The following is a 19,654-nucleotide window of genomic DNA, read 5'->3' as shown; positions in this document are numbered from 1 at the left end:
ATTAGCTTTCAGTTATTTTCGAATATTTTGTTGTTCCCGAAGGGTCTACAGTACCTAGAAGCTCCAAAACCTTTGTTTTTTCCTCAGGAGTTCCTCCTTTAAATATACTAACTAACTCATCTCTTTTAGCATTAAAAAAGAGTTGCATGTTATAAGATGCTGGTCTGGCTTTGGCAACAGGTACAAGGTAATCTAAGGACTTTAAAATAGCCGCCCGGGCCTCGTCTGCACTCTCCTGCATATGATCGAGGCCTTGCATATGGTACGAATACATGCAATCTCTGATGCCTTTAAATAGTGGTTGTAAAGCATTTTCAACTAACCAATACCGGTTTTTTTGTCCTGTTTGGCTTTGTTTCCATCCCGACTCATTTGCTGACTGCGCATTTTGAACTACCAGCTGAGCTTTTTGCCAATAAGTTGTTCCGCCTTGCGGAGCAAATGTATCGTAATCTGAAGCGAGAACTACATAGGCATAGTACTGTAAAACCGAGGTCAAATTATTTTGAAAGGTGTTCATGTTATATTCCAACTGAGAAAATTGTTGAAACTTAAACTGAAAGTACTCATCTTCAATATTTAAAACCTTTGCAGAGAAAGAACTTTTAAAGACCGGGCGGCCACTACTTACCTGAATAGTTCCTGAATAATCGTCAGTTCCTACCTGTTCTTTAATAACGATAAGAATATAACATTCTATTTTCTCCTGCTGAGTAAAAACTTCATTAGTCCATTTGGTGTTATTCATAAATTCGAGGATGGAACGTTTCAACTGATCAAAAATCTGCTTGTTTGCAGAGCCCTGAACCTGTGTTGAATTAATCTCCACCTGGCAATTTAACTCCTGCGAAAACGAAGGATTAACGAGTACAAAAATGAATAAGATAAAGAGAACTTTTAGTTTCATAAGATCAATTATTTATAAAGGCAATAATGTAGTGAACTATATCTTCGGCTACTTCCTGCTTACTTTTTAACTCAAAATTAGTAATTTTATTGTGTTTGTCAATTATCATTACCTGGTTACTGTCAACGCCAAAGCCAGCTCCTGCAACACTCGCCGAATTTGCTACAATTAAATCAAGGTTTTTGTTTTTTAGTTTTTCACGGGCATACTCTTCAACATTGTTTGTTTCCAATGCAAAACCAACGAGACATTGGTTGGTTTTTTGTTTTCCTAATTCACTTAAAATATCTTTTGTTTTTACCAGATCCAGCTTAAAATTTTCTTCTTTCTTTTTAATTTTAACATCGCTTACGTTTGCCGGCTTGTAATCAGCCACAGCTGCACTACAAATTACGATGCTCTTCTCCGAAAAATTAGAAAGCATTGCATGGTACATTTCCTCTCCAGATTCAACGCGAATAAGATCTATGTTTTTGTTTTTAATAACTAAAGATGATGGACCAAGCACTAGTGTTACCTTTGCGCCCATTGCAGCAAGGGTTTCAGAGATAGCTACACCCATTTTTCCACTACTTCGGTTACCAATAAAGCGAACAGGATCTATGGCTTCATAAGTAGGTCCTGCATTTACCAAAGCACTAAATCCTTTTAAAGGTAGGTCTTTAGAAAAAAAATCGACAATAAAATCCACAATATGTTCAGGCTCCGCCATTCTGCCCTCTCCTACAAGTCCGCTGGCAAGTTCGCCGCTTTCTGCCGGAATAATCGTATTTCCATAGGAACGCAACGCATCGAGATTCTTTTTTACTGTAGGGTGTTGGTACATGTCCAGATCCATCGCCGGAGCAACTATGGTTTTGGTTTTTGCAGAAAGGTAAGTGGCTAGTAAACTATTATCACAAATACCATTTGCCATTTTAGCAAGCGTATTTGCTGTAAGCGGAGCTATTAAAAGTACATCGGCCCACTCTGCCAGATGCACATGATTATTCCAGTTGAAGTTTGCGTCAAAAAAATCGGTAGTTACCTGGTTTTTACTAAGTACTGAAAGTGTTTGTGCGGTAACAAATTGTGATGCTGCCGGCGTTAAAATTACTTTAACTTCAGCGCCTGCTTTAACTAAGAGGCGCACCAGCTGAGCGCATTTATACGCCGCTATGCCACCGGTAATTCCAAGTATTATTTTCTTTTGCTCAAGCATGTTTTATCATGAATGGAAAAAGGCAGTAGAATAATTACTACTGCCTTTTAATGAATGTGCTGACTGACTTTTGTACAAAGCCTGCGCTATTATTTAATTCCTGCCCCAGCTTCTTTTGTAGGATTGCGGTAATATACTTTTTCTTCCAAAAATTCCTGGATAGAAATCAATGTTGGTTTAGGAAGTTTTTCGTAGTGTTTAGAAATCTCGATTTGCTCTCTGTTTTCAAACACCTCTTCTAAATTGTCAGTATGACTGCTGAATTCCTGTAATTTTCCAGATAATTCTTCTTTAATTTCAGAGCTGATCTGGTTGGCGCGTTTACTCATAATGGAAACCGCTTCATAAATATTTCCGGTAGGACCGTCAAATCTACGAATATCACGGGTTACAATACTTTGTTCTGCGTTTGTTTTTTTAAAATCCATGTTAATTTAAATTATCTTTTAGGCGTTTACTACTATTATAAATACTTTCTGAGCGGCTAATGTACGAACTTTTAGGGTATAAATCCAAGAATTTCACATAATTTTCGATAGCTCCATTCAATCGTTCCTCTTTTTTAGAATAAATACTGTTAATTGCAAGCGTATAATAGGAGTCTATAATCATATAATACATTTCCTCATTGTAGTTACTTGAAGGATATTCCTTAATAAAGTTTTTTGACGCTACAATAGCGGCTTTCCAGGTTCCAAGTTTATAATACTGCTTGGTTATCTCGTATTCTTTCTTCTCTAATTTTGATCTTAACTGGTCAATTAGCAGATTACAAGAATCCATTCTTGAGCTTTCAGGGTAAAAATCAATGAAAGACTGGAATTCTTTAATTGCATTTTTTGTGTAACTCTGATCGAGCTTATAATTTGGGGAGTTTAAGAAGTAACAAAAGGCATTCATGTAATAACACTCTTCCACATGTTTACCATTAGGAAATTGTCGTGTATAGTTTTTAAAGTGGTACTGACTCAAGATATAATCACCAAGATTATATTCGCTCCAGGTGTAGTAGTAGTATACCTCCTCAGCTTTATCAGTACCCTTAACAACCGGCATTAACTCTTCATAGAGCTGCGAAGAACGTATGTAATATTCTTTATCGTAATATTCTTTGGCTTTTCTGAGCTTAAGCTCATAGTCTGTACTTTTCAGAAGCTTATTGTAGCTATTGCAGGACGTAAGAACGAGAGTTACAACTAAAACGAGTATTGATATTTTTTTCAAAGGTTCAAAATTAGTATTTTAAAGCATATAATTTGCTACTAAGACGTATATTTTGAAGTATTTGTTACACTAAGTTGGCGGATTAACATTTTTTTAGTTGTTGATCGTGATGTGGGTAATAAAAAACCCTCCGTTTTCGCGGAGGGTTAAATTCAAAAAAAGAAAACTGATTATTATTTTATAAGTTTCACGAGTCTTGTCTCGTTGCGGTCGCTCGAAATTTTAACCATGTAATTACCTGAAGGTTGAGAAGAAAGATCAATCTCAGTAGTTTCTTCAGAGCTTTTTTGCGTAGCTACGATCTGACCTAAAGTGTTATAAACAGTAATAACGTTGGTTCCAGACAATCCTGAAAGTGTAGATTTACCCGTAGCACTTGGATTAGGATATAATTTAAGATCAAATCCGTTTGAAGTATTAGAGCTGATAGCTGCACAAGCACTTACAACAACTGGTACAGTTATAGTGTTACTTTTACATTTACTAACACCGTCAGTACCACTAGCAACGTAGTTCACCGTTCCGGAAGCACCAGCTACCGTTGGAGTAACAACAACTTCAGCACCACCAAGGTTTCCTGGAGTCCATGAGAAAGAGCTTGACCCGCCAAAAGCGGTTAAGGTTACAGAATTCGCTCCATCTTGTTTACAGATAACTGTTGAGGAAGCATAGGCTTCATCTAATGTTGTTTGAGAGAAGCTCAAAGTAGCTTGTAATCCTAAATAGCCCATTTGATTTTGAGGAGATCCAATAGATCCGCCAGAATTTGGACAGAAATAATATAAGTTCAAATTTGTAGTTGCTAACACATCTAATGTTCCGAATGCAAAAACACCTGAGGTTAACTGTGAAATTCCATAGAAATACTGAGTATTTGGTGTTAGTTCAACAGGAGGAGTAAACTTAAAATTCGCATAAGTGCCGTAGCTTGCTGCTGATAGATTAAGTGTATTTGTAGTTGCGAGGATAGTTCCACCTGCATCTAACAAAACACCACGCATTTGATAGCTTCCACCAGGAGTTTGTGAAGGAGCATATTTGATACCTGTAATACTGCTTGAACCAGACGACATGAATGGTGTGGCAATAGTTGCCTGAGCGCCATAAGATTCAGAACTAAAAGAAGACGCTGCAACTGGTGGGTTATTTCCGTAATCAGCACAAGTTACTGTTTGAGTCCAGATTAAACCGTTATTATAAACGTACTGATCAGAAGGTACTGTAACAGTCATATTGTTTGCACCACTCACTGTAGATTGGTGAGCTGGAAATACAACCACTGTAGTAGCCCCTGGAGCAAGAGTGGCAACAGTTTGTGTGTTAATATAGCTGTTTGCACCAGTAACGCTTAAAGTAACAGGAATATTTGTTAAAGCATTTAAACTATTATTTTTAACAAGGGCAAGAACTTCCTGGCCACCTGTTTGTCTTGAATCTAAACCTGGCGTTTGCATGATGTTAACACCTACCTCATTAGTAGCTGTATTCGCAGCTTTAAAACGCATAGATGGACGAGCGATGTCAACTGTGAGAGTAGTAGGAGCCGGTCCTGCGCTTGGAGCCATAGCGTTTACACCCATCGTTGAACCATCATAGGTAGCCAAATATCTTGCGTAAGCAGTTGAAGTTGGAGCTGAAGTATACCAGTCCCAGGCTACATAAATTCCACCACCAGTATAGGTAAAGTTGGAAGACAACGGAACGCTCACAGCTGCAGTGGCCTGTGTAGCAGCCCCTGGCAATATCAGTGCGCCGTTGTAGTTTGTTGACATACCTGTAATTATTGACGAAAAGGTTGTTCCTTTATTATAAGTTACATCAGAAGTATTTTGTAGATATAGAGTAAACTGACCTGTAACAGCAGTACTTCCTGGTCTGTAAAAATCAAAACCAAAATCAGTTACAACACTGTTAGTGGCAATCATACGCGTTAATTCAGCTTGTGTAATTAAATAACAAGCTCTGTTGTAAGCCATTGTTAAGGTTGGAGAGGTAACTGATGAGGCATAACCATTAGGACCTAAGAGAGCTGACCAGTAACCATCGTACTGAGGAGCATCAATTGAAATAACAGCCTGGCTAAAAGCGGGCTTTGAAAAAGCGGCCAGAGCAAATAATAAAAGAGTAATTTTTTTCATTCTATAAAGTTTAATAATTTTTCTAAAAATAGTGAAAATAAATAAACGCTGTACTTGTTTTTTACAAATGGTGGGAAATGAAATTATTTTGGACTTTTTTTGTTTGTTTTGCGAGCAATAGGGCTTAGCCAAAGCCTCCTATCACCCTATATGGGGTATTTTATAGTATGTACTCTTAATTAGTGTGAACGGCTATTAGGCTTGGCTAAGTTCCATTATATTTGTATTCATACACACTATGATTTGCCTCTAATGGCAAATCTTTTATTTAAAAGAAAAAAAATGAAAAGAATATTAATCAGTGCATTCCTTCTGTCTGCCTTTCTCTTTAAGGCACAAAATACTAAGCGACCAGATAATTGGTTTAACCTGGATGCCACAAACGATAAAGTGAATGGCGTGAGTTCAGAAAGAGCTTATAAAGAATTATTAAAGGACAAAAAATCTACCACCGTAATCGTTGGTGTTATAGATAGCGGTGTTGATTATGATCATGAGGATCTTAAGTCTGTAATGTGGACCAATCCTGGTGAAATTGCCGGCAATGGTGTTGATGACGATAAAAACGGTTACATCGACGATGTGCATGGCTGGAATTTTATTGGCGGAAAGGATGGTAAAAATGTAGACCAGGATAATCTTGAAATGACTCGTTTGGTTCGCAAATTAAAACCGAAATACGAAGGCAAGCTTGAATCCGACTTTAAAACCAAAGAAGAAAAAAACGAGTTTAAGCTTTTTCAGGAAGTATACAAGGACTATACAACCAAGAAAGAAGAAGACGAAGGAAGATACAATCAGTACCTCGCTTTATCCAATGGTTTAAAGGAAATCAATTCAAAGATTAAGGACGATCAAAAAGTCGAAAAAGTTACCATCACTGAACTTGAGAAGTTTCAACCCGCTGATAAAACCGGCCAACAAATTAAAGCTTTCGCGCTAAATAATCTGTTAAGATCAGGACAGTTTTCGAATCTTGACGAAGGAGTTGTAGCTTTAGATGAAGGAGTAAATTATTTTAAGAAAGATTTAGATTACGCTTTAAATCTAAACTTCGACCCAAGAAATATTGTAGGAGATGATTACAATAATTCTTCTGAAAAATATTATGGAAACAGTGATTGTAACGGTCCTGATAGTTTTCACGGAACGCACGTAGCGGGTATTATCGCGGCAGCGCGTAACAACGGAATTGGCATGGATGGCGTTGCCGCTGATGTAAGAATTATGGCCATTCGTTGTGTGCCTGATGGTGACGAACGTGATAAAGATGTTGCAAATGCTATTCGTTATGCTGTTGACAATGGAGCCAAAGTAATTAATATGAGCTTTGGAAAGAAATACAGCTGGGATAAAAAAGTTGTGGATGATGCCGTGAAATATGCAGATAGCAAAGGTGTACTTTTAATTCATGCTGCTGGAAATGATGGAGTGGATATTGATGTGGTAATGCACTACCCTTCCAAAAAGTTTGAAAGCAAAGGTGAGGCTAAAAATTTTATGGATATTGGAGCCTTAAGCTGGCAACCAGATAATAAAATGATTGCGCCGTTTTCGAACTACGGTAAAAAAACAGTGGATTTATTTTCGCCTGGTGTTGACATTTATTCAACCACGCCAAAGAACGGTTATAAAGATGCCAGCGGAACCAGTATGGCTTCTCCTGTTGCTTGCGGTGTAGCTGCTGTTATTAAGTCCTACTACCCTACTCTAACACCGGAACAAATTAAAAAAATCCTTATAAAAAGTAGTTTAAAAACTTACAAAGGAAAAAAAGTAATTAAACCCGGAACGAAAGATGAAGAAGTGAAATTCGAGAAATTAGGAAAAAACGCGGGCACTGTAAATTTATATGAAGCTATTAAGATGGCCGACAAATACAGCAAGACAAAAACCTAAATTATAAAACTATTATTAAAAAAGGGAAAATGTAAAAACATTTTCCCTTTTTTAATTTCGGTCATTTTGGTCCGCTTGTTTTTGAAAATCTAATTAGAAAGAAATTTTATCTAAATAGTTTTTATGAACTGATCAGGGATAGTACTGATTGGAGCGTCATAAAATCCATTCTTCTTAGCTATACATCTTTTTGCGTTGCTCTGCAATAGCTGGGTTTTCTAGATACTCATCATAAGTACAGGATTTGTCAATTATACCTTTGGGCGTTAATTCGATAATTCTGTTAGCTACAGTTTGCATTAACTGATGGTCATGGCTTGTAAAGAAAATTACACCCGGATAATCTTTAAGCGCATCGTTATACGAAATAATACTTTCAAGATCTAAGTGATTGGTAGGTTCATCGAGTATTAATAAATTTGGATTAAGTAACATCATGCGGCTCGTCATGCAACGCACTTTTTCTCCGCCACTTAAAACATTACATTTTTTCATTACCTCTTCCCCACTGAACAACATTTTTCCTAAAAATCCACGGATATAAGTTTCGTCTTTATCTTTACTAAACTGGCGCAACCAGTCAATTAAATTTAGATCGCTCTGAAAAAATTTATGATTATCGTTCGGTAAAAAAGCTTTGTAAATTGTAGTCCCAAATGTAAACGAGCCCTTAAAATCAGTATCCTCACCGGCTAAAATTTCGAATAAACTAGAAACCGCTAGTTGATTTTTACTAATGAAAGCAATTTTATCCCCTTTAGTAACATTAATATTTGCCTCTTTGAAGAGTATATTTCCATCCTTACCGGTTTTACTTAAATGTTCTACCAATAAAATCTGATCTCCAACTTCGCGTTCTTGCCTAAAAATGATTCCCGGGTATTTACGTGTACTTGCAGGAATTTCATCTACAGTTAATTTTTCTAATAATTTTTTACGACTTGTTGCCTGGCTACTTTTACTTGCATTAGCACTAAACCGTCTAACAAACTCCTGCAGTTCCGCGCGTTTATCTTCAATTTTTTTATTCTGATCACTGCGTTGTTTTAGTTGCAACTGACTCATGTGGTACCAGAAGCTGTAATTACCACTGTAGATACTCATCTTAGCATAGTCAATATCACAAATATTTGTACACACAGCGTCTAAAAAGTGACGATCGTGACTAATAACAATTACAGTATTTTGAAAGTCAGCTAAGAAATTTTCTAACCAACCAATCGTTTCAACATCTAGATCATTCGTAGGTTCATCCAACATTAAAATATCCGGGTTGCCGAACAATGCCTGAGCTAATAATGTTTTTACTTTCTCCTTCCCTGATAAATCTTTTACAAAATGTTGATGCGTTGCGGGCATAACGCCCAGGTTGGTAAGTAATTCCGCAGCCTCGCTGTCCGCATTCCAGCCGTTCATCTCAGCAAACTCACCTTCCAACTCACTCGCTTTTATTCCGTCAGCATCCGTAAAATCTTCCTTTGCATAAATAGCGTCTTTCTCTTTCATGATTTGATAAAGGCGTTTGTTGCCCATCAATACCGTATCCAGAACTGTAAATTCATTAAACTCAAAGTGATTTTGTTTTAGCACGCTCATGCGCATGCCAGGTAAGATATTTACACGACCTTTTGTAGGTTCAATATCTCCCGCTAAAATTTTCATGAAAGTAGACTTACCAGCACCATTGGCACCAATAATTCCATAACAGTTTCCTGGAGTGAAATTTACATTCACTTCGTCAAATAAAACACGTTTGCCATATTGCAAACTCACATTGCTAGCTGAGATCATTCTTTAAAAAAATAAGGTGGCAAAGATACGATTTTTTATGGTAGTATTTTGGGCAAACTTAAGGCTCTGTGCTGTAAAGTTATTACTTGTGTCCACTGGCATGAGACTTGAAACCAAATAAAATATCTTTGTAAGAACAACATAAAAAGTCCTCATATGAAAATAGCAACCTACAATGTAAATGGCGTAAATGGAAGACTACGGGTACTTTTACGCTGGCTGGATGAATCAAAGCCTGATATTGTTTGTCTGCAGGAGCTCAAATCTCCGAATGAAAAATTTCCGCTGCAGGCCATTACAGAGGCTGGTTACAAGGTTATTTATCATGGGCAAAAAAGCTGGAACGGGGTTGCTATTCTCTGCAAAAAGAAATACCCTATCGAAGAATTAGGACGTGTGTTACCTGGTGATCCTGAAGATGTGCAGAGCCGTTATCTTGAAGCTATTGTTAACGGAATTTTAATATGTTGCTTGTATTTGCCAAATGGGAACCCTGCGCCAGGACCAAAGTTTGAGTACAAACTCGCCTGGTTCAAACGTCTTAATACTCGAGCCAAAGCGCTTCTTAAAAAGAAAATTCCTGTGATTTTGATCGGAGATTTTAATGTGATACCAACTGATCTCGATTGTCATAAACCAGAAAGCTGGGTGAACGATGCTCTGTTTTTTCCGGAAACAAAAGCTGCATACAAAAAATTAGTCGGTCAGGGATGGACAGATGCCCTGCGAACTTTATTTCCTAACGAAAAGATCTTCACCTTCTGGGATTATTTTAGAAACGCTTTTGGGAGGGATGCAGGCATTCGTATAGATCACTTTTTGCTTTCACCTGAAATCGCTTCTAGTTTGCAAAAAGCAGGCGTAGATCGCCATGTAAGAGCATGGGAAAAAACCAGTGATCATGCACCGGTTTGGATAACTTTGAAAAACAAATAGATCCAAACCATTTCCTAACACTATGGCATGCTTTTATATACGTTTTTAGCATGAGTATTAAGAAAGACACAATGCGTTTAATCCTGGCTGTTATCGCCGGGATTATTACCGCTATGCTTCTTTCAGGCTTGACGCACGAACTTTTATATCTCCTTTTCGATTATCCTGCGCCATTAAAGCCTATGTTTGAAGCTGGCCCTTTATGGATTGCACTTTTCTATCACAGTATTTATGCTGTGATCGGAGCCATGATTACCGCCCGAATCGCAAAAGAACGTGCTAAAAAAGCAGTTTTTATTCTGGGAACAAAAGAAGCGATTATGTGGCTGTTAGGAACAATTCTTCTTTGGAAACATGCGGCGCCCTGGTACAATATCACAAAAGCAATTTTAGGGATACCCCTAGCACTGCTTGGAGGATGGATATATTCGTATTTCCAACGAAAAAGAAATTTACCAAACACTTTTAAATTATAGCAATAAAATAACAAGCTATAACATTTACTGCTTTACAATCTTAGTTATGACGCTATCGCCTGATTGACCTGTGATTTTAAAAAAGTATAATCCTGCCGGTAAGGTTTCCACTGAAAATTCGTTGATTGCAGGGTGTAATTTTAAAGTTTCTACTAATATCCCTCTAGAATCCACAATAGTCAACGTACAATCAAAATTACTTTTTAGATCAATAGTCATTTTATTTTCAGAGGGATTAGGGTAAATAAGACCACCAAATTCATGCTTGGTGTCTTCGTTGATTGCAGTAGCTTGAAGAGTTGAACTTACGACATGCGTCATGAAACGAAAACATTTCATCGTTTCGTTTTTAAAGGTCGGAAAATTAGTGGTATGGGCTACATTCGGGACGTCTACAAAAAGAAACGTTGCGGTGTGAACACTTAAAGTATCGCGCAATATAACATTTGTCGGGTGGAAGTTAAGATCGCCAGATCCCGTGCATAAACAGGTTTTAGTGGTAGTATTAAAGTTGAAATTCGTTTGATCAATTTCACTTGTATCAATGGCCGCGTGCCAGGATATCACACCTTTATACTTATAGTTTGTTTTAAACATGGCATCATGCAGGGCCGCGAAACCATTACATGAAAATCCCAAAAGAAAAACTTCAGCGGTGTCAATATTATAAATCAATGCAGTTGTGTCTATCGCAGTTTTAATAATCCCCATGTCTGGTGGCCCCATGTAGCCCGAATTACCTGGCAGTCCTGCCGGACAAACCACAATTGCCTGTAAACTGTCAGACAGAAATTTTAGCTCATTCCGAAACCCAATCGCATTTCCGCCACAACCATGTAGCCCAATGACTAATCTGTGAGGGGTGGTGCTTGTATAATTTAAAGGCACATTGCATACCAAATAGCGAGTCTGAGCATTATAAGTAATTGCTTTGGTAAAGCTACCTTTCTTTTGAGAGAACACTTGACCGGCAAAAACAAATAAAAAGGTGAGAGTAGAAATAGTGATTTTCATTATGGGGCTTTTAAGGAGGATTTGTTTCTTACAGCGAAGAAATAGTTCCCAAGCCAATATACTTTACAGTTTTTTTAAGTGGTCATAATTATCAGAGATCTGGGTAATCTATTTTAATTATTTCTTAATAGTTAATACAATCGCTGACTAATAACAATTCAATTTTCTTATTTTAAGACATCGCTCTAAAATAAATAAGATCTTCATCTAGATATTCACAAATTAAATTGGTTTTAATTTAAATAATATCTTTACAGGATATGTTAACTCATTTATTCTCCGTAGAAGGCCTGTTGAGCCTGTTAAGTCTTACAGTAATGGAAATTCTTTTAGGCATTGACAATGTCATTTTCGTGTCTATCGTTATGACGCGACTTCCAAAAGAAGATACAAAAAAAGCAAGCCTTATATGGATGGTTGCCGGAATCATCATGCGAATAGCATTGCTGTTCACTTTATTCTATTTGATAAAAGGCGAACAAGAATTATTTAGTCTATTCGGACATTCAGTGGCGTTAAAAGACATGATCATGTTAGCTGGGGGGTTATTCTTATTGGTTAACAGTACGCTTGAAATTCACAATAAACTCGAAGGCGCTAACGAAGAAGGCCACGATGCTAAAAAGAATTTAAAAAAAGGATTTCGCGCAATCATGGCTCAAATTTTATTGATTGATGTGGTTTTCAGCGTTGATGGTATTATTACAGCTATAGGTATGGCAGGAGACATTATAATTATGTCTATTGCTGTTATTATCAGTATGTGTATTATGTTTTTCTATGCTCCTAAAATTGCGATCTTTATCGACAAGCATCCAACCTTTAAAATTCTTGCTTTATCTTTCCTTGTGTTAATCGCGGTTTTATTGGTAGTTGAAGGCATTCATGTGAATAAGATCGAAATTCCAAAAGGTTATATTTATTTCGCTATGGCTTTCAGTTTCGGAGTTGAACTTTTAAACTTAAAACTTCGTAAGAAAAATAATCCCATTGAATTGCGAAAAAACTCTGTAGACGAAGAATAATTTATCTTTATTTTTTGATAAGTCCTCTCCCTTTATTTTCTAAAAATTACACCAATACATACCGATGTGTTCGGTAACAGTCATCTTAACTTGTTACCTCTCTTCTACCAAGATTATGGTATCCATAATCGCTGTAAGCCTCTAAAATACCTTAATCCCGGTATTGTTTGGAATTATTCTAAATAGCATTTTTGCAAAGTTTTTATGTTGGCCTCACACAAACAAATCAAACTAAACATTATTTAGAAAACACACTTATGAAAATCAAACTTAGGGTAGCTTTAATTATAACTATCTTTTTAACAGGAATAACCCTTTTCTCACAAACAGGAAACATTCGCGGAATTATTAAAACTTCTGATGGAGCCTCCGCCGAGTTTGTAAACGTTGGAATAAAAGGTAGCTCGAAAGGAGTTACGGTAAATAAAAAAGGAGAATACGAAATAAAGAATATCCCGGAAGGAGCACACATTGTTGTCGCATCCTTTGTTGGTCTTGAGACTAAAGAAATCAATGTGGAAGTTAAAGCTAACGAAACAACAGTTGTTCCTGAGATCACTCTTTCTGAAAATGCACAAACATTAAAAGAGGTTGTTATTTCCGGTAGCACCAATAAATATAATCAGAACACACCTTCTTCTTCTTTACGTTTAGCTACACCACTTTTGGAGGTACCACAAAACATTCAGATCGTAACCCAGGATGCCTTAAAAGATCAACAGGTTTTAAGTATGAGCGACGGTTTAATTCGCAATGTAAGCGGAGCCGTGCGATTAGAGCATTGGGGCGACATGTATACAAACATAGTTTCCAGAGGTTCACAAGTTCAGGCTTTTCGAAATGGCTTTAATGTTGTAAACTCTTATTGGGGACCACTTACAGAAGACATGAGCTTTGTAGATCACATTGAGTTTGTAAAAGGCCCTGCAGGCTTTATGCTTTCAAGTGGTGATCCCGCTGGCCTGTACAATGTAGTTACAAAAAAGCCTACCGGAATAACAAAAGGTGAGGCGTCTTTTACCCTCGGTAGCTTTGATCTTTATCGCACTACACTTGATCTTGATGGAAAATTAACTCAAAACGGAAAATTGCTTTACCGCTTAAATCTTTCTGCTCAAAATAAAAAATCACACCGCGCAAATGAATACAATAACCGTTATGTTATAGCGCCGGTAATTTCTTATCAGTTGGATGATAAAACAAAACTAACGCTTGAGTATACTTATCAAAATGCACAGATGAGTGATGTTGGATCTTTTTATGTTTTTTCAGCTAAGGGATTTGCAACACTACCAAGAAACTTCACAACTCTTCCTGCAGGTATGCCGGGCACAAATATCAATGATCACAGTGCTTATATTAACCTTGAACATAAAATAAATAATCATTGGAAAATTACCGGCCAGTTATCACGCTTCATATATAGGCAACAGGGCTCGTCTATGTGGCCGTCGTCAATTGATTCTTCGGGAAACATGATCAGAGCTACAAGTAGCTGGGACGCGAAAAGTACAATGACTATGGCTCAGATATTTTTGAACGGAGATTTTACAACAGGAAAAATCCGTCACAGGGTATTAACCGGATTAGACATGGCTAACAAGCAGTACTTTGCAGATTGGGGACAGTACCATGAACTCGATTCTATCGGAGCAGAATTTAATGTTTACGATCCAAACTATGGCACGCCTGTTAATGGATATCCAAACTTTAACTACTCTACTCCTCTTGAGCAAAGAGCTCAGGCTATCGGCGGATTGATGGATCAACGTTATTCAGCTGTTTATTTACAGGACGAACTTGGCTTTTTTGAAAACAAGCTGAGATTAACTCTGGCAGGTCGCTACACCTCATTAGCAGTGGCTGAATGGGGCGCTGCAGCAGCTAAGGCAGATAAATTTACGCCGCGTCTTGGTTTAAGTGTTTCGGTAGACAAGCAAACTTCTATTTATGCGCTATATGATCAATCGTTCATTCCACAAAATGGTAAAATGGCAAATGGCAGCAAAGTAAATCCAATTACAGGGGATAATATGGAAGCTGGTATGAAGAGGAACTGGTTCCAGGGAAAATGGAATACGAGTCTCTCCGTGTATCGCATCATTAAAAACAATGAATTAACCGCCGATCCCAACTCTCCGCCAACTTCGGGATTGAGTATTGTTGTTGGACAAAAAACAGCGCAGGGACTTGAGTTTGATCTAAGAGGTCAGATTTTCAGAGGACTCAATCTGATTGCAAATTATGCATATACAGATTCGCGTGTCTCAAAGGTAGCCGATGGTGTTACCGTTATGAAAGTTGGTGACGTAGTTCCCAACTTCGCGAAGCACACCATGAATAGCTGGTTAAATTATTCGCTACAAAACGGTGCCTTAAAAGGAACAGGCATCTCTGCAGGGTTCACTTACCTTATTGGAAGAGAAACTTATTGGGATGTTTCTGAAAATCCAGAAGAAAAAATTCCGGATTATTTTAAGTTAGACGGTGGACTTTTTTGGGCCAAAGATAATTTCAAAATCACTGCAAACGTCTTCAATATTCTTGATACGTACTTGTACAGTGGATCGTACTACGCGTGGTTAAAAGCTTACAACTGGCAAACAGAACCAGGACGCAATTACCGTTTAACCGTAACTTATAAATTCTAAAAGTGACCTTCAAAAAACTTATAGGAGTATTACACCTTTGGCTCGGATTGATCTCCGGGCTTTTGGTTTTTATTATAGCGATAACAGGTTGCTTATATGCCTTTCAGGAAGAAATTCAAAATCTCACACAACCTTACCGTTTTGTTGCGAAACAAGATAAATCTTTTATCCCCCCTTCTCAGATTATAAGTTTGGCAGAAAAAGAACTTCCTGAAAAAAAAATTCATGCCGTTATGTATCAGGGAACAAAACATGCAGCGAAAGCCATTTTCTACAGCGATAAGGAAGCCTACTATTATTTTGTTTATGTAAATCCGTATACAGGAGAAACGCTTAAAATAAGTGATGAAAACGCAGGGATTTTCCGATTTATACTTAACGGACACTATTATCTTTGGCTACCACCAACTGTTGGTCAACCTATTGTTGCATCGGCAACACTTGTATTTTTTGTAATGGTTATAAGTGGAATTATTCTTTGGTGGCCTAAAAATAAATCTGCCACAAAACAACGCTTCTCACTTAAACGTAATGCGCGTTGGCGAAGACGAAACTACGATCTGCATAATGTTCTTGGATTTTACGTCTCATGGATTGCACTAATTTTTATTATAACCGGATTAGTATGGGGGTTTCAATGGTTTAATAAAACTTATTACGCAGTCATTACAGGCGGCAAAGAGTTTATAGATTATCAGAATCCTGTATCTGACTATTCTCAGGCAGATACGATGAAGATCTCTTCACTCGACAAAATTTGGTTGCTAATGAAAAAAGAACATCCCGATGCAGAATCCATCGAAATCCATCCAGCTGAAGATTCTCTATCTTGTATTGCTGCAAATGCAAATCCCAACGCCTCCACTTACTGGAGAACCGACTACCGGTATTTCGATCAATACACATTAAAAGAACTTTCTGTAAAACATATGTGGGGAAGATCTAAAAACGTTTGTTTTTCAGATAAACTTATGAAAATGAATTATGACATTCATGTCGGAAGTATCCTTGGTATACCTGGAAAAATCCTTGCTTTCTTCGCAAGTTTAATTATTGCCTCTTTGCCTATTACAGGTTTTATGATTTGGTGGGGACGGAAAAATAAAAAGAAATAACATTTTAAACTACTATCAATAAAAAAACCCGTTCCGGAAATCCGAAACGGGTTTTATATTAATTTGGAAAAGATTACTCTTCAGTTTTAGCATCTTCAACCGAAGATGTATCAGCTGATTTACCTTTAGCAGGTGCAGCTTTTTTAGCTGTACCACGACTTCTACGAGTAGTTTTAGCTTTAGCAGTTGTGCTTGTGCCTTTTTTACCGTTAGTGTAGATTTCGTTAAAGTCTACTAGTTCAATCATTGCCATTTCAGCAGCATCACCCTGACGGTTACCCGTTTTAATAATACGAGTGTAACCACCATTACGTTCTGCAACTTTAACCGCTATATCTTTGAATAAAATACTTACAGCTTCTTTGCTTCTCAAATAAGAGAATGCAGTACGACGGCTATGAGTAGTATCATCTTTACTTTTTGTAATAAGTGGCTCAACGTATAAACGTAATGCTTTCGCTTTTGCAAGGGTAGTGAAAATACGTTTGTTCTCGATCAAGGCAATAGCTAAGTTCATTAGCAAAGCATGACGGTGAGCGGTTTTTCTACCTAAATTATTTATTTTATCTCCGTGTCTCATTGTTATTGTGATTCAAGATTTCAGAAACAAGATTCAAGATCAACTCTTGTTTCTTGGCCCTTGGCTCTTAGTTTTTAATTAATCTTTATCTAATTTATATTTTGCAACGTTCATACCGAACTGAAGTGTTTTAGCTTGTACTAAGTCTTCTAATTCAGTTAATGATTTTTTACCAAAGTTTCTGAATTTCAATAAGTCATTCTTATTGAACGATACAAGTTCTCCTAAAGTTTCAACGTCAGCCGCTTTTAAGCAGTTTAGAGCGCGAACTGAAAGATCCATATCAACTAACTTGGTTTTCAACAATTGACGCATATGAAGGCTTGTTTCATCAAATTCTTCTTCGTTACGTTTTTCTTCTGCATCCAAAGTAATTTTTTCGTCAGAGAATAACATAAAGTGGAAAATAAGAATTTTCGCAGCTTCTTTTAACGCGTCTTTAGGATGAATAGAACCGTCGGTAACGATATCTAAAATCAAACGTTCGTAATCCGTTTTTTGTTCAACACGGTAGTTTTCGATAGTGTATTTTACATTCTTAATAGGAGTGTAAATTGAATCAATAAAGATAGTTCCGATTGGTGCACTGTTTGTTTTATTTTCTTCAGCAGGAACGTAACCACGGCCACGTTCAACTGTTAATTCCATTTTCAAACGTACAGATGGATCACAATTAAAAATAACTAAATCTGGATTTAAGATTTGAAATCCATTTACATATTTACCGATATCACCAGCAGTGAATTTATCAGCACCAGCAAAATGAACAGTAATTTTTTCGTTATCGTGATTATCTAATTGTTTTTTGAAACGAACTTGTTTTAAGTTTAACACTATCTCCGTAACGTCTTCCACAACACCTTTAATTGTAGAAAACTCATGATCAACTCCTTCAACTCTTAAAGAAGTAATAGCGTAACCTTCTAATGAAGACAACAAAATACGACGTAAAGAGTTTCCGATTGTAATACCAAAACCCGGCTCAAGTGGTCTAAACTCAAATTGGCCTGTTGTTTCGGTTGAATTAATCATAATAACCTTGTCAGGTTTTACGAAATTTAAAATTGCCATATCTTTAGCTTGTATTAAGTTTATTAAATTATTTTATTATTTAGAGTACAACTCTACGATCAGTTGTTCCTTAATGTTTTCAGGAATTTGTGAGCGTTCTGGGCGCGATAAAAATTTACCACTTAAAGTTGACTTATCGAAATCTAACCAAGGATGTTTGTTAACAGCTCCCGATGTAGAATTTGTGATGATTTCCATTGATTTTGATTTTTCACGAACACCAACTACATCACCTGGTTTAAGTGTGTAAGAAGCGATGTTAACCATGCTACCATTAACGGTAATATGAGCGTGAGAAACTAATTGACGGGCTCCACGACGTGTAGGAGCTATTCCTAAACGGTAAACCACGTTGTCTAAACGACTTTCAATTAGTTGTAATAAAACTTCACCCGTAATACCATGAGAACGAGCAGCTTTATCAAAAGTTCTTGCAAATTGTTTTTCTAAGATACCATAAGTATACTTAGCTTTTTGTTTTTCCATCAACTGAATTGCGTATTCAGATTGTTTAGCACGCTTTTTTGTGTTACCGTGCTGCCCTGGAGGGTAGTTTTTCTTTTCTAATGCCTTATCAGGACCGAAGATTGGTTCTCTGAATTTACGGGCGATCTTTGATTTTGGACCTGTGTACCTTGCCATTTTAAATAATTGTTTTGTTTGTGGTTGAACTGATCAATGGAACTAATTCAACCGGGTTATTATTTAAGTTGAAAACCCTATAGATTATCAACTCCAAATCCCTCCAAAAAGGAAGGACCGGCTTTTTTTGTTTGTTTAAAAATTAAACGCGACGACGTTTTGGAGGACGACAACCGTTGTGAGGAATTGGAGTTATATCCATGATCTCAGAAACTTCGATGCCTGAAGCAGCAATTGTTCTGATAGCACTTTCTCTTCCACCACCTGGTCCTTTAACGTAAACTTTTACCTTGCGTAAACCTGCTTCGTGAGCAACTTTACTGCAATCCTGTGCTGCCATTTGAGCCGCATAAGGAGTGTTCTTTTTAGAACCACGGAATCCCATTTTACCAGCACTGCTCCAGGAAATTACTTGTCCTGTCATATTGGTTAATGAAATAATAATATTATTGAATGTAGCACTAATGTGAGCTTCACCTACTGCTTCAACTTTCACTGTACGTTTACGTTGTGCAGCCTTTGCATTGTTAGATGCTGTTGGTTGTTTTGCCATTTTATATCTAAATCTATTGTATTAGTTATTATTTAGTCGCCATTTTCTTGTTAGCGATTGTCTTACGTTTACCTTTACGGGTACGCGCATTTGTTTTAGAACGTTGACCACGAACAGGTAAGCTGTTACGGTGACGGATACCACGGTAGCTGTTGATATCAGTTAAACGTTTAATGTTTAACTGAGTCTCTGAACGTAAAGCTCCCTCAATTTTATAATTATTGTTTATGGAGTTACGGATGGCATTTTGCTCATCATCGGTCCACTCGCTTACTTTTTTATCTTCGTGAATACCAGCTTCACTAAGGATTTTCGAAGCTCTGCTGCTTCCGATACCGTAAATATAGGTTAAACCAATTACGCCTCTTTTGTTTTTCGGTAAATCAATACCAGCTATACGTGCCATTTATGTTAAATAAAATTATTAAAAA

Annotated in this window: 18 protein-coding genes; 6 read left to right on the top strand and 12 right to left on the bottom strand. The window is 37.1% G+C overall.

Annotation, left to right across the window (positions count from 1 at the left end; genetic code table 11):
• Position 1: 1 nt before the first annotated feature.
• From CNR22_21760 to CNR22_21740, 5 genes are all read right to left on the bottom strand, one after another.
• Positions 2 to 907, bottom strand: coding sequence for a DUF4835 domain-containing protein (locus CNR22_21760; protein ID PBQ34286.1), 906 nt, complete (start codon positions 905 to 907; stop codon positions 2 to 4).
• A 4-nt stretch (positions 908 to 911) separates the two neighbouring features.
• Positions 912 to 2,108, bottom strand: coding sequence for a bifunctional phosphopantothenoylcysteine decarboxylase/phosphopantothenate--cysteine ligase CoaBC (gene coaBC, locus CNR22_21755; protein PBQ34285.1), 1,197 nt, complete (start codon positions 2,106 to 2,108; stop codon positions 912 to 914).
• 89 nt (positions 2,109 to 2,197) lie between these two features.
• Positions 2,198 to 2,536 carry an RNA polymerase Rpb6 gene (locus CNR22_21750; GenBank protein ID PBQ34284.1) on the bottom strand — a complete coding sequence of 113 codons (339 nt, stop codon included), beginning with the start codon at positions 2,534 to 2,536 and terminating at the stop codon, positions 2,198 to 2,200.
• 1 nt (position 2,537) lies between these two features.
• On the bottom strand, positions 2,538 to 3,332 hold the full coding sequence (locus tag CNR22_21745) for an outer membrane protein assembly factor BamD (protein PBQ34283.1): 795 nt from the start codon (positions 3,330 to 3,332) through the stop codon (positions 2,538 to 2,540).
• A 173-nt stretch (positions 3,333 to 3,505) separates the two neighbouring features.
• Positions 3,506 to 5,470: a hypothetical protein gene (locus tag CNR22_21740; protein ID PBQ34282.1), complete on the bottom strand. Its 1,965-nt coding sequence runs from the start codon at positions 5,468 to 5,470 to the stop codon at positions 3,506 to 3,508.
• A 282-nt stretch (positions 5,471 to 5,752) separates the two neighbouring features.
• Between CNR22_21740 and CNR22_21735 the strand changes: the two genes are divergently transcribed.
• Positions 5,753 to 7,369 (top strand): peptidase S8, encoded by a 1,617-nt coding sequence (locus tag CNR22_21735; GenBank protein ID PBQ34976.1) that lies wholly within the window; start codon positions 5,753 to 5,755, stop codon positions 7,367 to 7,369.
• 174 nt (positions 7,370 to 7,543) lie between these two features.
• On the opposite strand, the gene CNR22_21730 is transcribed toward CNR22_21735, so the two are convergent.
• Positions 7,544 to 9,160: an ABC-F family ATPase gene (locus CNR22_21730; protein ID PBQ34281.1), complete on the bottom strand. Its 1,617-nt coding sequence runs from the start codon at positions 9,158 to 9,160 to the stop codon at positions 7,544 to 7,546.
• A 156-nt stretch (positions 9,161 to 9,316) separates the two neighbouring features.
• On the opposite strand from CNR22_21730, the gene xth reads away from it, so the two are divergent.
• Together xth and CNR22_21720 are read left to right on the top strand one after the other, a co-directional pair.
• The gene (xth, locus tag CNR22_21725; GenBank protein ID PBQ34280.1) at positions 9,317 to 10,096 is read left to right on the top strand and encodes an exodeoxyribonuclease III; all 780 of its coding nucleotides are present in this window, start codon (positions 9,317 to 9,319) and stop codon (positions 10,094 to 10,096) included.
• A gap of 50 nt (positions 10,097 to 10,146) precedes the next feature.
• A complete protein-coding gene (locus CNR22_21720) occupies positions 10,147 to 10,572 on the top strand; it encodes a hypothetical protein (GenBank protein PBQ34279.1) in 426 nt (141 codons plus the stop codon).
• A gap of 24 nt (positions 10,573 to 10,596) precedes the next feature.
• On the opposite strand, the gene CNR22_21715 is transcribed toward CNR22_21720, so the two are convergent.
• Complete coding sequence (locus CNR22_21715) at positions 10,597 to 11,586, bottom strand: hypothetical protein (GenBank protein ID PBQ34278.1); 990 nt, start codon at positions 11,584 to 11,586, stop codon at positions 10,597 to 10,599.
• A 260-nt stretch (positions 11,587 to 11,846) separates the two neighbouring features.
• Between CNR22_21715 and CNR22_21710 the strand changes: the two genes are divergently transcribed.
• The 3 genes from CNR22_21710 (at position 11,847) to CNR22_21700 (ending at position 16,377) form a co-directional block, all read left to right on the top strand.
• Positions 11,847 to 12,611, top strand: coding sequence for a hypothetical protein (locus CNR22_21710; GenBank protein PBQ34277.1), 765 nt, complete (start codon positions 11,847 to 11,849; stop codon positions 12,609 to 12,611).
• Positions 12,612 to 12,868: 257 nt separating this feature from the next.
• Positions 12,869 to 15,262 carry a TonB-dependent siderophore receptor gene (locus tag CNR22_21705; GenBank protein PBQ34975.1) on the top strand — a complete coding sequence of 798 codons (2,394 nt, stop codon included), beginning with the start codon at positions 12,869 to 12,871 and terminating at the stop codon, positions 15,260 to 15,262.
• 2 nt (positions 15,263 to 15,264) lie between these two features.
• Positions 15,265 to 16,377: a peptidase M4 gene (locus CNR22_21700; protein ID PBQ34276.1), complete on the top strand. Its 1,113-nt coding sequence runs from the start codon at positions 15,265 to 15,267 to the stop codon at positions 16,375 to 16,377.
• Positions 16,378 to 16,450: 73 nt separating this feature from the next.
• Here CNR22_21700 and CNR22_21695 read toward each other — a convergent pair whose 3' ends face one another.
• The 5 genes from CNR22_21695 to CNR22_21675 form a co-directional block, all read right to left on the bottom strand.
• Positions 16,451 to 16,957 carry a 50S ribosomal protein L17 gene (locus CNR22_21695; GenBank protein PBQ34275.1) on the bottom strand — a complete coding sequence of 169 codons (507 nt, stop codon included), beginning with the start codon at positions 16,955 to 16,957 and terminating at the stop codon, positions 16,451 to 16,453.
• A gap of 78 nt (positions 16,958 to 17,035) precedes the next feature.
• Positions 17,036 to 18,028 carry a DNA-directed RNA polymerase subunit alpha gene (locus CNR22_21690; protein PBQ34274.1) on the bottom strand — a complete coding sequence of 331 codons (993 nt, stop codon included), beginning with the start codon at positions 18,026 to 18,028 and terminating at the stop codon, positions 17,036 to 17,038.
• Positions 18,029 to 18,064: 36 nt separating this feature from the next.
• Positions 18,065 to 18,670, bottom strand: a complete 606-nt coding sequence (locus tag CNR22_21685) for a 30S ribosomal protein S4 (protein PBQ34273.1) — start codon at positions 18,668 to 18,670, stop codon at positions 18,065 to 18,067.
• Between the two features lie 142 nt (positions 18,671 to 18,812).
• Positions 18,813 to 19,223, bottom strand: a complete 411-nt coding sequence (locus CNR22_21680) for a 30S ribosomal protein S11 (GenBank protein ID PBQ34272.1) — start codon at positions 19,221 to 19,223, stop codon at positions 18,813 to 18,815.
• 28 nt (positions 19,224 to 19,251) lie between these two features.
• Positions 19,252 to 19,629 carry a 30S ribosomal protein S13 gene (locus CNR22_21675; protein ID PBQ34271.1) on the bottom strand — a complete coding sequence of 126 codons (378 nt, stop codon included), beginning with the start codon at positions 19,627 to 19,629 and terminating at the stop codon, positions 19,252 to 19,254.
• Between the last annotated feature and the right edge of the window lie 25 nt (positions 19,630 to 19,654).

It is taken from the genome of Sphingobacteriaceae bacterium (assembly GCA_002319075.1).
Taxonomy (GTDB): Bacteria; Bacteroidota; Bacteroidia; order B-17B0; family Aurantibacillaceae; genus Aurantibacillus.
This window is presented reverse-complemented; position numbering and strand designations above follow the sequence as displayed.

Excerpts from the sequence above, each read along its gene's own strand:
- CNR22_21690 (PBQ34274.1), bottom strand. The coding sequence starts at position 18,028 with ATGGCAATTTTAAATTTCGTAAAACCTGACAAGGTTATTATGATTAAT.
- CNR22_21685 (PBQ34273.1), bottom strand. The coding sequence starts at position 18,670 with ATGGCAAGGTACACAGGTCCAAAATCAAAGATCGCCCGTAAATTCAGA.
- CNR22_21750 (PBQ34284.1), bottom strand. The coding sequence starts at position 2,536 with ATGGATTTTAAAAAAACAAACGCAGAACAAAGTATTGTAACCCGTGAT.
- xth (PBQ34280.1), top strand. The coding sequence starts at position 9,317 with ATGAAAATAGCAACCTACAATGTAAATGGCGTAAATGGAAGACTACGG.
- CNR22_21740 (PBQ34282.1), bottom strand. The coding sequence starts at position 5,470 with ATGAAAAAAATTACTCTTTTATTATTTGCTCTGGCCGCTTTTTCAAAG.
- CNR22_21680 (PBQ34272.1), bottom strand. The coding sequence starts at position 19,223 with ATGGCAAAACAACCAACAGCATCTAACAATGCAAAGGCTGCACAACGT.
- CNR22_21735 (PBQ34976.1), top strand. The coding sequence starts at position 5,753 with ATGAAAAGAATATTAATCAGTGCATTCCTTCTGTCTGCCTTTCTCTTT.
- CNR22_21720 (PBQ34279.1), top strand. The coding sequence starts at position 10,147 with ATGAGTATTAAGAAAGACACAATGCGTTTAATCCTGGCTGTTATCGCC.
- CNR22_21695 (PBQ34275.1), bottom strand. The coding sequence starts at position 16,957 with ATGAGACACGGAGATAAAATAAATAATTTAGGTAGAAAAACCGCTCAC.
- CNR22_21760 (PBQ34286.1), bottom strand. The coding sequence starts at position 907 with ATGAAACTAAAAGTTCTCTTTATCTTATTCATTTTTGTACTCGTTAAT.
- CNR22_21705 (PBQ34975.1), top strand. The coding sequence starts at position 12,869 with ATGAAAATCAAACTTAGGGTAGCTTTAATTATAACTATCTTTTTAACA.
- CNR22_21710 (PBQ34277.1), top strand. The coding sequence starts at position 11,847 with ATGTTAACTCATTTATTCTCCGTAGAAGGCCTGTTGAGCCTGTTAAGT.
- coaBC (PBQ34285.1), bottom strand. The coding sequence starts at position 2,108 with ATGCTTGAGCAAAAGAAAATAATACTTGGAATTACCGGTGGCATAGCG.
- CNR22_21715 (PBQ34278.1), bottom strand. The coding sequence starts at position 11,586 with ATGAAAATCACTATTTCTACTCTCACCTTTTTATTTGTTTTTGCCGGT.
- CNR22_21675 (PBQ34271.1), bottom strand. The coding sequence starts at position 19,629 with ATGGCACGTATAGCTGGTATTGATTTACCGAAAAACAAAAGAGGCGTA.
- CNR22_21730 (PBQ34281.1), bottom strand. The coding sequence starts at position 9,160 with ATGATCTCAGCTAGCAATGTGAGTTTGCAATATGGCAAACGTGTTTTA.